At 41.5% G+C, this 14,084-nt stretch carries 12 protein-coding genes; all 12 read left to right on the forward strand.

Going from position 1 to position 14,084, the window contains the following annotated elements:
- The first annotated feature begins 78 nt into the window (after window positions 1–78).
- The 12 genes from nagA (at window position 79) to AT864_RS13815 (ending at window position 13,986) form a co-directional block, all read left to right on the forward strand.
- Window positions 79–1,269: an N-acetylglucosamine-6-phosphate deacetylase gene (nagA, locus tag AT864_RS13760; RefSeq protein ID WP_066149807.1), complete on the forward strand. Its 1,191-nt coding sequence runs from the start codon at window positions 79–81 to the stop codon at window positions 1,267–1,269.
- Window positions 1,232–2,011 (forward strand): glucosamine-6-phosphate deaminase, encoded by a 780-nt coding sequence (gene nagB, locus AT864_RS13765; protein WP_369815565.1) that lies wholly within the window; start codon window positions 1,232–1,234, stop codon window positions 2,009–2,011. Before nagA ends, nagB begins: the two co-directional genes overlap by 38 nt.
- On the forward strand, window positions 2,008–2,730 hold the full coding sequence (locus AT864_RS13770) for a GntR family transcriptional regulator (protein ID WP_066149813.1): 723 nt from the start codon (window positions 2,008–2,010) through the stop codon (window positions 2,728–2,730). Before nagB ends, AT864_RS13770 begins: the two co-directional genes overlap by 4 nt.
- Window positions 2,731–2,788: 58 nt before the next feature.
- On the forward strand, window positions 2,789–4,165 hold the full coding sequence (gene nagE / locus AT864_RS13775) for an N-acetylglucosamine-specific PTS transporter subunit IIBC (RefSeq protein WP_066149816.1): 1,377 nt from the start codon (window positions 2,789–2,791) through the stop codon (window positions 4,163–4,165).
- 77 nt (window positions 4,166–4,242) lie between these two features.
- Window positions 4,243–4,974 carry an SIS domain-containing protein gene (locus AT864_RS13780; protein ID WP_066149823.1) on the forward strand — a complete coding sequence of 244 codons (732 nt, stop codon included), beginning with the start codon at window positions 4,243–4,245 and terminating at the stop codon, window positions 4,972–4,974.
- Window positions 4,975–5,733: 759 nt separating this feature from the next.
- Window positions 5,734–6,969: an EAL and HDOD domain-containing protein gene (locus AT864_RS13785; RefSeq protein WP_066149826.1), complete on the forward strand. Its 1,236-nt coding sequence runs from the start codon at window positions 5,734–5,736 to the stop codon at window positions 6,967–6,969.
- Window positions 6,970–7,320: 351 nt separating this feature from the next.
- Window positions 7,321–9,054, forward strand: coding sequence for a methyl-accepting chemotaxis protein (locus tag AT864_RS13790; protein WP_066149828.1), 1,734 nt, complete (start codon window positions 7,321–7,323; stop codon window positions 9,052–9,054).
- Between the two features lie 431 nt (window positions 9,055–9,485).
- The gene (locus tag AT864_RS13795; RefSeq protein WP_066149830.1) at window positions 9,486–10,364 is read left to right on the forward strand and encodes a GNAT family N-acetyltransferase; all 879 of its coding nucleotides are present in this window, start codon (window positions 9,486–9,488) and stop codon (window positions 10,362–10,364) included.
- 106 nt (window positions 10,365–10,470) lie between these two features.
- A complete protein-coding gene (locus AT864_RS13800; protein ID WP_066149832.1) occupies window positions 10,471–11,274 on the forward strand; it encodes a DUF2935 domain-containing protein in 804 nt (267 codons plus the stop codon).
- 148 nt (window positions 11,275–11,422) lie between these two features.
- Entirely contained in the window at window positions 11,423–11,650 is a 228-nt protein-coding gene (locus AT864_RS13805; RefSeq protein ID WP_044742520.1) for an alpha/beta-type small acid-soluble spore protein, read from the forward strand.
- A 554-nt stretch (window positions 11,651–12,204) separates the two neighbouring features.
- On the forward strand, window positions 12,205–13,026 hold the full coding sequence (locus AT864_RS13810; RefSeq protein ID WP_066149835.1) for an ABC transporter ATP-binding protein: 822 nt from the start codon (window positions 12,205–12,207) through the stop codon (window positions 13,024–13,026).
- A gap of 105 nt (window positions 13,027–13,131) precedes the next feature.
- The gene (locus AT864_RS13815) at window positions 13,132–13,986 is read left to right on the forward strand and encodes a 5'-nucleotidase, lipoprotein e(P4) family (protein ID WP_066149838.1); all 855 of its coding nucleotides are present in this window, start codon (window positions 13,132–13,134) and stop codon (window positions 13,984–13,986) included.
- The last annotated feature ends 98 nt before the right edge of the window (window positions 13,987–14,084 follow it).

A 14,084-nucleotide genomic window follows, 5' to 3' on the forward strand; every position in this document is an offset into this window, starting at 1 on the left:
CTATAAATATATCAAATTGGTATAGACAACTATATAATATAATGTTAAGATGACTTTAAGGAAAGAAGGGGTGCGAGAATGGATCAGTTTTTACTAAAAAATGCGACGATCTATGCGGAAAACGAACAGATTCAACGAGGATATTTATTAATTGAAAATGGCAAAATAGCCTACGTCGGCCCAACCCCTCCGCCATCCAATGCTAAGGAATTTGAATTAAGCATTCATGATTGTGTGCTTCCTGGCTTTATCGATCTTCATATTCACGGTGCTGCTGGTGCTGATGTGATGGATGCCACAGCAAAAGCTTTACAAACAATGGCCTCCGTATTGCCAAAGGAGGGAACCACTAGCTTTCTAGCAACCACGATGACCGCAGCTTCCAGCGAGATTGAAAAAGCGGTGAAAAATGTAGCGAACTATATGGCACATGACAATCGTCCCGGAGAAGCAGAGGTGCTCGGAATTCACTTAGAGGGTCCTTTTCTGTCGCCAAAGCGGGCGGGTGCCCAGCATCCCCGCAATATCATCAAGGCGGATATTGAACTCTTCAAAAAATGGCAGAAGGAAGCCAATGGACATATCCGTCTTGTCACACTGGCGCCAGAGGAAGAAAACGGGCTGTCTCTTACTGCATATTTAAAGGAGACAGGAGTGATTGCCTCCATTGGCCATTCTGATGCGGTTTATGCCGAAGTGAAAGAAGCCATTCAAGCCGGGGTGACACAGGCTACGCATTTATTTAACGGTATGCGCGGGCTGCATCATCGGGAACCTGGAGTGGTCGGCGCGGTGTTGATGCATGAGGAAGTATTATGTGAAATTATCGCAGACGGCATTCATGTAGCACCTGAAATGGTTCGCTTTGCTTATCGCAACAAAGGAAGCGAGGGATTGATTGCGATTACCGATGCAATGCGCGCCAAATGTCTCGGTGAAGGGCAGTATGATCTGGGAGGTCAGCAAGTCACCGTTCGGGGAAAACAAGCTACATTAAAAGACGGGACGCTTGCAGGAAGCATACTGAAATTAAAGGATGCTGTGAAAAATATAATGGAATTTACCCGGTGTTCACTTGAAGAAGCGATCCGCATGGCGAGCTGGAACCCTGCTAAACAATTAGGCATTCTTGATCGAAAAGGAAGCATTCTCCCAGGTAAAGATGCTGATATAGTCGTGCTGAATCAAGAACGGGAGGTCATCCTGACTTTTTGCCGGGGAAGGCTAGCTTATGCCAAACAGGAGGTGTTGCGCAGTGAAAATCATTGAAGTACGCGACTACAAAGAGATGAGCCAAAAAGCAGCGGAATGGATCATCCACCAAGTGCGAATCAATCCGCATTCAGTGCTCGGACTAGCCACTGGAGGAACGATGCTTGGAACTTATGCGGCGCTTGTGGAAGATTATCGAAATCACCAAACAACCTATCGCCATGTTCATACGGTGAATTTAGATGAATATGTTGGACTGGATGGCGATCATCCTAACAGCTACCGGTACTATATGAATCATCATTTTTTCCATTTCATTGACATCCCGCCATCGCAGACACATATTCCGAATGGGCTTGCGGAGGATGTGGAAGCAGAATGCCAGCGTTATGAGGAGGTGATCGAATCAGTAGGAGGAATAGATTTACAAATCGTGGGGATTGGCCAAAACGGTCATATCGGCTTTAATGAACCCGGCACTTCATTTGATTCTACTACTCATGTAGTGGAACTGGCTGAATCAACCCGAAAAGCCAATGCGCGCTTTTTCTCTTCCATAGAAGAAGTGCCAACCCATGCGATTACAATGGGAATAGCGACCATTATGAAAAGCAAGCAAATTCTTTTATTAGCATCGGGAGAGGGAAAAGCCACGATCTTAGCCCAGTTATTAGAAACAGAAGTAACACCAGCGATCCCGGCCTCCATTTTGAAAACACATGACAATGTCACCATCATGGCTGATCAAAAAGCGCTCGCTTTGGTTAGTGAAGAACAGAGAAAGGTGTATGCACAATGATTAATAAACATTCGCCACTTCCGATTTACTATCAGCTTGAACAGGGAATTAAAGAAATGATTGAAAAAGGACAGCTACAGCCAGGAGAAATGATTCCCTCTGAACGGGAATGGTCAGAACGATATGACATTAGCCGAATGACAGTTCGGCAGGCAATCAACAATCTAGTGAATGATGGCTATTTAGTGAGACAGCGCGGCAAAGGAACGTTTGTGGCGACTAAAAAAATTGAGCAGCCGCTAAAAGGGCTTACCAGCTTTTCAGAGGATATGCGGGCAAGAGGAATGGAACCGGGCACAAAGGTATTAAGCTTTGGTACCATTCCGGCGAGCTCTTCATTAGCAGGACAGCTTCATGTTTCGGAAGAAGAGGAAGTCTACGAAATCAGGCGCCTTCGCCTTGCTGATCAGCTGCCGATCGCTTTGGAGATCGCCTATGTTCCATGCTCGCTCGTTCCTTATTTAACAGAAGAAATTGTAAGCGGTTCCTTTTATGAATTTATTGAGCAGAAACAGTTACTGACGATTCGATCCGCTACACAAATATTAGAAGCATCTGTGGCTCGAAAAGTTGAGGCCGATCTTTTGCAAATTAAAGAAGGGGCCCCCGTGCTGCTGATCCAGCGCAACAGCTATTTAGAAAACGGTCAGCCGCTTGAGGTCGTGAAGTCGGTGTATCGAGCCGATCGCTATAAATTTATGATTGAAATGGAACGATAATCGATTTCATGAAGTGTACGTTATGAAATGATAGGTTGGAAAAGGAGAGAGGATGCTTATGTTAGGTTTTTTACAAAGGCTTGGCAAAGCGTTAATGCTGCCGATCGCTGTTTTGCCGGCAGCGGCCTTGCTGCTTCGTTTAGGTCAGCCCGACTTACTCGATATTCCTTTTGTCGCCGAGACAGGAAATGCTGTGTTCGCCAATTTGCCTTTGCTATTTGCGATCGGGATTGCAGTAGGACTGGCAAAAGATAACAACGGTGCTGCTGCTTTAGCTGGGGCGATCGGATATTTTATCTTAACCAAAGGAGCCGTTTCCATTAACAAGGACATTGATATGTCCGTGTTAGGCGGATTTATTTCCGGGATTGCAGCCGGTTTGCTGTATAATCGCTATCATAATATCAAATTACCGGATTGGCTTGGTTTTTTCGGCGGCAAACGGTTTGTGCCGATTATCACTTCGCTGACAATGCTAATCGCAGCGCTTGTTGCTGGCTATGTTTGGCCGCCGATCCAAGACGGCATTAATGCGGTCGGCGAATGGATTGTTGGTCTCGGTGCGGTTGGAGTCGGTATTTTCGGCTTTTTAAACCGTCTATTAATCCCGGTTGGTTTACATCACGTCTTAAATAGTTTAGTATGGTTTGTGTTTGGAGAATTTGCTGGAAAAACGGGCGATCTTAATCGCTTTTTTGCGGGGGATCCAAGTGCAGGAATTTTTATGGCCGGGTTTTTCCCGGTGATGATGTTTGGTCTTCCGGCGGCAGCGCTGGCTATGATCGCTACCGCCAAAAAAGAACGCCGCAAAATGGTAGCAGGCGCGTTGCTTGGAGTTGCGTTTACTTCCTTTTTAACAGGTGTGACGGAACCTATTGAATTTTTATTTATGTTTTTATCTCCGCTGCTTTATGTTGTTCACGCTGTGTTGACAGGCCTTTCGCTCGCGATTGCAACGATGCTTGGCATCCATCACGGTTTTGGTTTTTCAGCTGGCGCGATCGACTTTTTCTTAAACTGGGGAATTGCGCAAAAACCGCTCTTATTGCTATTACAAGGAATTATCTATGGCGGAGTTTATTTTATCGTCTTCTATTTTCTTATCAAAAAGCTTGATTTAAAAACACCAGGACGTGAAGACGACGAAGAAGAAAATGCAGCATTCCATGATGAACCAACCACCTCCGCAGCCACCAAATATGAGGCATTAGCAGAGAAATATATGGAAGCGCTTGGCGGAAAAGAGAATTTAACAACGATTGATCATTGTGTGACGCGCTTGCGTCTAAAAGTAAAGGATATGTCAAAGGTGCAAGATAACCAGTTAAAACAACTTGGGGCTAAAGGGGTCATCCGCCTCAATCAAACCGATCTTCAAGTCGTCATTGGCACCGATGTAGAGTTTATTGCGAATGAAATGAAAAAGCAGAGATAAAGAAAGCAAACGGACCATTGCTGCAAAAGAATGGGCCGTTATGTTCGGAAAGTACCGTAAGGATGGGAGATGGGAATATGCTTGGCAAAAGATATGCACAACGCATCAAAGAACAGCTTCAGCTTGTAGAAGAAACTCAATGGGAAGAGATGGAGAAAGCAGCGCGGCTTATTGCTCATTCCATTAAAGAAGGAGGACTTGTGCATATTTTTGGTTGCGGCCATTCTCACATGCTGGCAGAGGAGATTTTTTATCGTGCTGGAGGGCTTGTTCCGGTTAATCCCATATTCGAAACAAGTCTCATGCTTCATGAAGGGGCTGTTAAAAGCTCGATGCTTGAAAAAACGGAAGGCTATGCTTCGATGATCCTGGAACGTTATCAGCCCCAGCCTAATGAAGTGATGATTATCGTTTCCCATTCTGGAGTGAATGCTGTACCAATAGAGATGGCGATGGAAGCAGTAAAAAAAGGACTAAAGGTCATCGCCATTACATCGTCTGCTTATTCGCAAGTGCCTTCCCGCCATTCTTCAGGCCAAAAACTGTATGAATTGGCGCATATCGTGATTGACACCCATGTCCCTTATGGTGATGCGCTGATTGCGATTCCACAGTTAAAAGTCAACATAGCCCCAAGTTCTACTGTGGTGGGAGCGTTTATCTTAAATATGCTCATTGCAGAAGTTATCGAAGAGCTGCTTCATTTAGATGTCATTCCACCGGTTTTTGTGAGCGGAAATGTGGCAGGTGGATTTGAACATAATCAATCATACATTCAGCAATACCGTTCCCGTATAAGACACTTGTAGATACAAAATCCATGCCCAAATCCAACGGCAATGAACAGCCCGCCCCATCTCTGATAAAAAGAGAGGGGGTTTTTTATTCTCTTGGAGGCGCAGCGATCACCACATCATTTAACCATCCATTGAGAAGTCTCCCACGTCTAAACGAAGTGAATGGCTTGCCGACTACGGAAGAAAAGTGAGGAATCAAGCCTTGTCAATGAGTTTTTATTGGATCATCAACGCCCCCCATCATACAATGAAAAGCATTCGTTGAGCCGGAAGCAGTGAGCATCAGTTCCTTGTGGTGAAGCAATATTTTTAAGTTTTTATGGAAAGATATCGTCTGCCTGCAATCTATGGTTATTTTTTGTAAAAATTTATGTATTTTGTACAGATATATGGTAAAATAGGACTATATCACGAACCTGTGGTGCTAGTTGAGCATGATGCACAACTAGATGAATGCCTCAACACTTGTCCACATGTAAGCAGATAATGCCCCAATTCTGGCACTTGGCTGTTGTAAAAACATTATCATATAAAATTAGCTTCATTCATCTATCTGTAAATACAAGTGTTGATGATCTAATTATTTTACTTAAAAAAAGAGTATGCTAAGAGCGAGGCTTGCCTACTGTGGCAGAAAAGCGGGGAATCAAGAAATGTCAATAAATTTTTCTTAGATCATCGACATATTTGATCTGTAGAGATCACTGTCAACTATGTCTCATGGCGAACTTTATATTGTTATATCATTATGATGTTAATGGGGGATCAGTGATGGACATTTATGTGGGACGGCAGCCTATTCTCAACAAAAAATACGAATTGTTTGGCTACGAATTGTTATATCGAAGCGGCGAGCAAAATTTTTATGACTCCATTGATGGAGACCATGCCACAATAGACGTCCTTATTAATAGTTTTATGAATATTGGAATTGAAAAATTGACAAATGGCGCGCGCTGCTTTATTAACTTTACAGAAAAACTGCTAGAAAAAAACATTCCTCTCTATTTTCCAAATAAACTGATTGTCGTTGAAATTCTTGAAACCATTCCATATTCCGAGAAGTTGCTTCATATATGTAAAAATCTTAAAGAAAAAGGATATATCATCGCTTTAGATGATTTTGTTTTTCAAGCAGATTATCATCCTCTTTTTCCTTACATCGATTTCATTAAGATTGATTTTTTTGATTTAAATATCGAACAAGCTCGTTATATTCAAAACATCATCAAGCAATACAACATTCAGTTTATTGCAGAAAAAGTTGAAACGCACGATCAATTACAATTGGCCACTCATCATGGATTTTCCTATTTTCAAGGATATTTCTTCAATAAACCAGTCGTTTTAAAAGAAAAATCTTTACCAAAAATAACGAATACTTCCCGTTTAACGTTGCTAAAACAAATGAACCAAGCGGAGTTCAATTTTGATAAAATTGTCAAAACAATTGAAAATGATCCAGCGCTTGCGTATCGTTTGCTAAAAGTGGTGAACTCATTTTTCTTATACTCCTCTCCTAAAATTAAATCCATTCGTCATGCAGCTATTTTGCTTGGTGCCAGCTATTTACGCAGCTGGCTAACGATATTAACGTTCCAAGAAGCCAGCAATCCATTTGAAAATGAGGTGATTGTCAACTCTTTAATTCGGGCAAAAATGCTGGAACAAGTTGCGGTTCGCTTAAATATTCATGAGGAAAAAGACAGTTTGTTTTTTATGGGGATTTGTTCTTCCTTGCACATTTTGCTTGAACGTCCTTTATCCGATATTTTAGATGAATTAAACGTAGATGAGGCGATTAAAGATGGGCTATTCAAAGAAAAACACTTGTTTTTTGGTTTATATCAATTTGTGTTGGCCATTGAGCTCAATGATTTGATGAAAGCGAAACAATTGGCGGAAGAACTGGGCCTTTCTTTGTCAGAAGCGTTATTATGGTATCAGCAATGCATTGAATGGGTAGTTCAATTGCAAAGAAACAGTGTCAACAGTGAGCAAAGGTAATTTGGATGGGAATCTTGAAGAAATCTAATTTCAGCTCTTGACGCTAGTTGGATCTTACGCGCAATGAATATATAGATTCGGATAGAAAAAGCGACATCCAACTTGATGCGCCACGATTTGTCGCCAAATGGGCAGATGATTCCCGATTTTGGCTGTCGGACGAATAACACTGCCTATCGACAAGTGGATTTGTCGATAGGCGGCTTGTTGCTTAGCGCTCTGTCACTGTTGTGACTGGGATCTTATTTATATATTTTTTAAAACGAATGATAAAAATAAGAAAAAAGGACTAAATTTGCAGTATAATAGAACTACCTTATATATTGTGACAAAAGGTGAAGGGGGGATTATATGCTGTTAAAATGGCTACAACCAAATGTGCAAGAACTCCTTGAACAAGGAACAGACTATTCTTTTGAAGGTCGTTTTGCTGACACACTATCATTTAATCATTTTACTAAGGAAGATTTCCGTCAATTGCAGGACGTTTATCAACTACTCGCTTCTCATCAGGATGAACTTGTGCAGTTTTTTTATGAAATGCTCCAACAAACTCATGCAAAAGCAGCGCAATCCATTACTCAAGCTCGCATTACGCAGTACGTCCATGCATTTTTTACGATGGAGCGCAATCGCGCATATGTCAATGAAATTCTGTCCTTTTTCCATTTGCTGCGCAGAGAAAAAGTGAATATTGGCAAATTGATTGTCGCTTTTAATCAATTTAACTTTTATATGGGTACCCTTCTACTGTCAAAAGGGTTTTTGTCCCCTAAACGACATTTAACACTAACGAGGTCGCTACAGCGTGCTTTTAATATCGAATTGGAAGTGCTGGTTGAAGCCTATACGGAAGCGATGCTTGAGCAAATTGCCGACGGCACGGCCCAATTAATGGAGAAAAACGCAGAAATTATGTTTATTAAAGATTTACTGCGCTCTCTTGATGAACAAAATGCAGATGTCCAAATGGTAACAGCTGCAACCGAAGAAATAAACACATCCGTTTCCGAAGTGGCTAATGCAGCAATGGCGATTGCTGAAAAAACTACCTCATCGGTTGAACGAGCGGAAAAGGGCCAGCACATGATGACTTCTGCATTTAACGAAATCATTGAAACAGATGAAATGTTTAACAACATGGTAGAGCGCTTTGAGCATTTACAGCAGCATTTGAGTGCTATTGAAAAAGTGATGCAGCTTGTCAACGGCATCGCGGACCAAACCAACCTTTTAGCGCTGAATGCCTCCATTGAGGCGGCGCGTGCTGGAGAACATGGCAGAGGGTTTGCCGTTGTAGCTGAAGAGATCCGTAAACTAGCGGATCACACCGTTCAGTCGCTTAGCGAAGTACATAAAAACGTAGGAGAGCTGCGAAATATTTCGGCTGAAGTCTCTTCAGCTATTCATTCCACCTCTTCTGTTATTCGCCAAGCTGTTACACAAGCTCAGGAAGCGATGCCATTGTTAAATGAAATCACGCAGGCAATGAATGACATTCAAGATCACACCAGTACGAATGCAGCTGTTGCTGAGGAGCAATCGGCAGCTGTCGATGAAATTGCTCAACGCATGTCCTCGATTGCTTCGCTAACAGAATCTGTGCGTGAAATTGGCCAAACAACAGGAAAAACGGTGCATCAGTTAAGTAAAGCCATTGACCAATTTCGATTGCAGCTCGTTCAAGATAGTGGTGTTCATCTTTCTTCAAAAGCACTTCTTTATTTGGCCAAAACAGATCACCTTCTTTGGAAATGGCGAATTTATAATATGATGATCGGCTTTGAGCATATTCGTGCCGAAGATGTGGCCTCTCATCGCCACTGTCGTCTTGGAAAATGGTATTTTGATCCCGAAATACAAGCCCAATTAAAGGGAGTCCCGGCCTTCGATCAGCTGGATGAGCCTCATCAGCGTGTTCATATCGCGGCAAAGGAGGCAGCAGAATTTTATGCCCAAGGACGCCTCGAACAAGCAGAAGCAAGTTTACGCCGATTGGAGAAAGCCTCTGCTCAAGTCATCGAATGGCTCGATGAGCTGATTCATAAAATCGAACAAGAGCGCACTTTTGAAACCCGTCTCTAGACAGAGCGGGTTTTTTATAGATTGATTGAAAAACTTTTTCCTATCTAAATAGCGTATACTATTTGTGAAGTTACATTCATGTGTAAAAATACATATAGAATGAAGAAAAATTTGATTAAAAATGATCATGTTATTTATTGCTTTTAATGAATAGAACGGAAAGAGCTTATGGATGGAAGGCGGATAGGTGAAAAAAGGGCGATTTTTAAAAGTTTTCCATCCATGCTTTTTTCCAGACATTATTCGTTCAATCTGTATCCATAAGCAAAAAATGCTCATCTCGGTTCCATGGCGGTTCATATCATAAAAGAAGAGGCAAAACCCAATACGGTCTCAGACAGCAGCAATTGCCCTTTCTTCTTCGCTGAACAAAGTGACAGAAGCCACAAAACATTGAATAATTGAGAAGAAAGCAGAGAGGAGACAGATGTATGCTACATATTAAACGATTATCACAATGCACGTTAGAGGAAGCAGTCACGGCTTGGAATACGGGTTTTGAAGGATACTATTTTGATGCTACGATGACCGTTGAACGATTTTTAGAGAGGCTCGTACTTGAAGGATTATCTCCAACGCTATCAATCGTTGCTTTTCAGGATGAGAAGCCAATTGGCATCATCAAAAATGGCATTCGTCTGTTCAATGGGATGAAAATTGCTTGGAATGGCGGAACGGGGGTGGCGTCTGCATTTAGAAAAAAAGGCATTGGAAAAGCGATGATGGAAGCTGCCCTTTCTATCTATCAAGAAGAAGGTGTCCAGCTAGCCACATTAGAGGCGATCCGTGCCAATCAAAGAGCAATTTCTCTTTATGAACAAATGGGATATCAAATGGTCGATGAGCTGGAGCATTTGGAATGGAAGGGAGCTTATCTACATGCAAAGTCAGCTTCCTATCCTTATCTAGTGGAAAAGACTATTCCGCAACAAGTGAGTGATTTGTCCTTTTATAAAGGATTAAACCCTTGGCAAACACAGTGGCAAAGTGCAAAAGATGGAGAGGCGATCATCGTAAAAGACGAACAAGGACTTCCCATCGGATATGCTTATTATCGCAGAAGTTTTCATGGACATGGAAAACATGAAAAAACGATCTTATTTCAATGTGAGGCTCATCCTGAGAGAAACGATACAGGAGATCTCGTTCGTTTTATGATTGATCAAGTGCTCGCCTTCGCTGACGATTCGGTCGTTACGATCATTCCCAATCTGCCTGTCAATCAATCTAAACAAACCTATTCCATTTTAAAGGAAATTGGGTTTCAGACTATCGTCCAGCAAGTATTTATGGTGAAAGAGCTGAAATAAAGAAAAAATTAGAATCTCTCCTTTATGAACGGATTGGGGCATAGGCCATGCCATTTGGGAATACATATTGAAGTGGTTTCGATTTTTTTAGAAGGAGAGGGCATTCATGAGCAGTACGCTGGAAGAGAAAGCGAGATTTGAACATCGATTTTGGCTTCAGGTTTTAGGTGATCATGCCCGATTTATTTATGAGGCTTTGGCTCCAGTAGAAAAAGAGGATATTGCGACTGCCTACCAGTTTATCCAAGCATTTGACCGTCTTCTTGGCAAAACGGATTCGGAAAATTGGTCTCAATTAACTTTAGCGGCAGAAGCGGAAGCGCTGCGACTGCGCGAATTTAAGCTGCATCTGATCAGAAAGCATTTATTGGGACAAATCAAAATACATCTTTCACCAACCTTTCTTAATCATATGGTGAATGAGCTGGAGGAATATTTGCGACTATTGAGTTATTTTAAAGCTAACCAAGTGCCGCCTGTTTCTCATGAGCTTCACCATCATTTAATTTGGCTGTTAGACGCTGCGGGGCATGCCGGTATCATATCTTCTAATTTAGATGACGTCGAAAAGTCATTAAAGAAAAAAAGCAAAAAATATCAAAAGAACTTTGAAGCTTTTTATTTAAAAGCGGTTGAACTTACCGGATATTTGCGTACGAATTTATCTAGCTTTCCTGCATTAAAAAAGATGAATTCGGATGCCGCATTAGAGATTAAACTGTTCCAGCAATTTCTTCAAGAATTAGAGGAGCTTGAACTTAGCGCCCAAGCTCTTGGCACGTTCACCGCGCTTATGGCGGATCATATGTTTCGCGAAGAGTGTTATTATTTAATGAAACTGGCTGAATCCGCTGACTTAGAAAGTCCGCATTGCGATCCGGCCAAACCTCGAATAGAAGAACGAACCTAATTTCTTTATGCGGTATGCGTGCTGCTTTTTTTGAATGTTTGATTCGCAATTTTCATCATTCCATAAATTACCTGAATTAATGATGAATAAAACACTTTTTTTAATAAATATTAATAACAAACTATTAAAGGAGATGATGATATTGCCAATGTCACAACAACACGGAAGAAGCAGCCAATCAAATGAGATTTTAATTCCTCATGCCGCGGCTGCGATTGAACAAATGAAATATGAAATCGCTCGTGAGTTTGGTGTCGAGCTTGGTCCTGATACAAGCTCCCGAGCAAATGGCTCTGTCGGAGGAGAAATTACAAAACGTCTTGTCTTAATGGCTCAAGAAAAATTACAATCAGCTTTTCGTCCAACGATCCATTAATCGCTATATAGACACAAGGTTTACATCCAGGAAGGGTTATAATTCGACCCTAATCACAGTTTCATTTATTAAATGTATTAAATGGATCATCGACATTCCTAAAGTCGTATCTTTTCGTAATGGAAAAAAAGCATCTTAATCTTCATCATGAATGATTAGGATGCTTTTATTTTTTAACTGTGGTCAAATCATCGGACCACATTTCTATAAACATTTTGATTTCTTCCTATTTTTCGATGGTTACATGATGAAGAGAAGTCTATAACCTACCTTGAACCTTCGAAAAACATCTATCTCTTTCCTTATCGGATGCTGCTCTGTTCATTTTCCAAACGATCATTTACAAAAAATAGAAAGGGAATTATAATAAAATGTAATATTCAGAATTTTTTAATTGAGTTGTTCGGACTGCTGTTATCCAAAGAACATTCATACAACTTACAGCACCGTTCCCTATGAACCCGATACATGCTTAGAGCGATGGGCTTGTAAATGTCGCGATGTTGGCATGTTTTGCGGTGTGGAAAGATTTTAGAATAGAGGTGTACAATAGAATGGAAGCAATTATCCAGATGAACAATGTATCACTGATTAAAGGAAATCGGGTCATTTTGAAAGAGCTGAACTGGGAAGTTAATGAGAAAGAGCATTGGGTTATTTTAGGTTTGAACGGTTCAGGAAAAACCTCTTTATTGAATATGGTGACAGGCTATCAATATCCAACAAAAGGAGAGGTAACGGTTTTAGGAAATGTATTTGGCAAAACGAATTTGCCGAATCTTCGAAAGCAAATCGGTTTTGTGAGCAGCGCTTTAGACGCTTTTCAATCAACGCTTGCCTCTGAATCAGTAGAGGATATTATTATCAGCGGCAAATTCGCCAGCATTGGTTTATATGAAAAAACGACGGATGAAGATAGGAAGCAGGCAGAACAGCTGATGCATATGTTTCGAATGAACCACCTGCAAGGAAAAGCGTATGATACATTATCGCAGGGAGAAAAGCGGAAGACGCTGATTGCCAGAGCCTTGATGGCCCAGCCTAAGCTGCTCATATTAGACGAGCCTTCTGTTGGATTAGACATTTTAACGCGGGAGGAATTGCTATGGTCTATTAAAGAGATTATCGCTAGTCAACGCTGCCATATTCTCTATGTCACTCACTATATCGAGGAGATTATTGAAGAAATGACACATGTTTTAGTATTAAAGGAAGGGAAAATCATTGCTTCGGGAAAAAAAGAGGAAGTGCTGATCGATCAACATTTATCTGAAGCCTTTCAGCTAGACATCAGCGTTCGTTGGGAAAATAAGCGGCCATGGGTTTCTATTCACCACAAAGCAGAGACACTTCATTCCAGCTATGATAAAAGCTGATGGTGCGATGCGGTTGAAAAAGAAAGATGCATGATCAGCAAAAAAAGTGTAAAAAATACAAGAGGACATGCTTCAAAACACAAGGCAGCTTAGGAGGTAAACAGCATGAACAAATGGAGCAACACATTAAGCGGTCTGATTGCTGCAAGCATTTTTTCTTTTTCCGTCTTTGCAGTGAACGCTGAGACGGCCATAGCGCCGCAGTCAGTAGAAAAAACGGTGCCATCCACATCCAACAACGAACATATGCTGATGGCTACCCTTTGGTATCAGAAATCAGGAGAGATGCAAGCACTTTATTATCAAGCATACAACCTGGGGAAAATGGTGGTTGACGACGCTCTTAAACAGAAGCGCAATAGTCATTCAAGGAAGAAACTGGCCATCGTGCTCGACATTGATGAAACCATTTTAAATAATAGCCCCTATGAAGCTTATATTATTCAAAAAGGAGTGCCGAACTTTACCGACTGGCATAAATGGGTGATGCAAGCACAAGCAGAAGCTCTTCCAGGTGCTGTTGAATTCCTTACATACGTTGATTCAAAAGGAATCGATATTTTCTACGTGTCCAACCGCGATGAAAATGAGGGAAAGGCAACGATTAAAAACTTGAAGGAAAAAGGATTTCCACAAGCAACAGCGGACCATATGCTGTTTCGCGCCAAAGAAAATAGCAAAGAACCTCGCCGGCAAAAAATCCAGCAAACCCACGAAATTGTAGCATTGTTTGGAGATAATTTAAGCGATTTTACAAAAGAGTTTGACCAAAAGCCATTAGAAGAGCGCAATGCTAACGTGGATCGCTTCCGTGAAGAGTTCGGCCGCAAATTTATTGTTCTCCCGAATCCGATGTACGGCGACTGGGAGAATGCTATTTATGGCTACGACCTTGACCAAACGTTTGCTGAAAAAGCGAAAGTAAGAAAACAAGCATTGAACGCATATCCCTTGAAGTAGCCGTTGATCAGCTATCTTCCCCCTTTTTCATTTGCTTCGAAAGGTTGTTCGTGGTGGCAGTGATTTTCACCAAGAACGACCTTTTTCTGTAACACGAT

It is taken from the genome of Anoxybacillus sp. P3H1B (assembly GCF_001560855.1).
Classification (GTDB): domain Bacteria; phylum Bacillota; class Bacilli; order Bacillales; family Anoxybacillaceae; genus Anoxybacteroides; species Anoxybacteroides rupiense.

Coding starts and splice junctions, on each gene's coding strand:
- nagB (WP_369815565.1), top strand. CDS start 1,232: ATGCCAAACAGGAGGTGTTGCGCAGTGAAAATCATTGAAGTACGCGAC.
- AT864_RS13770 (WP_066149813.1), top strand. CDS start 2,008: ATGATTAATAAACATTCGCCACTTCCGATTTACTATCAGCTTGAACAG.
- AT864_RS13780 (WP_066149823.1), top strand. CDS start 4,243: ATGCTTGGCAAAAGATATGCACAACGCATCAAAGAACAGCTTCAGCTT.
- AT864_RS13805 (WP_044742520.1), top strand. CDS start 11,423: ATGTCACAACAACACGGAAGAAGCAGCCAATCAAATGAGATTTTAATT.
- AT864_RS13795 (WP_066149830.1), top strand. CDS start 9,486: ATGCTACATATTAAACGATTATCACAATGCACGTTAGAGGAAGCAGTC.
- AT864_RS13790 (WP_066149828.1), top strand. CDS start 7,321: ATGCTGTTAAAATGGCTACAACCAAATGTGCAAGAACTCCTTGAACAA.
- AT864_RS13815 (WP_066149838.1), top strand. CDS start 13,132: ATGAACAAATGGAGCAACACATTAAGCGGTCTGATTGCTGCAAGCATT.
- AT864_RS13785 (WP_066149826.1), top strand. CDS start 5,734: ATGGACATTTATGTGGGACGGCAGCCTATTCTCAACAAAAAATACGAA.
- AT864_RS13810 (WP_066149835.1), top strand. CDS start 12,205: ATGGAAGCAATTATCCAGATGAACAATGTATCACTGATTAAAGGAAAT.
- AT864_RS13800 (WP_066149832.1), top strand. CDS start 10,471: ATGAGCAGTACGCTGGAAGAGAAAGCGAGATTTGAACATCGATTTTGG.
- nagE (WP_066149816.1), top strand. CDS start 2,789: ATGTTAGGTTTTTTACAAAGGCTTGGCAAAGCGTTAATGCTGCCGATC.
- nagA (WP_066149807.1), top strand. CDS start 79: ATGGATCAGTTTTTACTAAAAAATGCGACGATCTATGCGGAAAACGAA.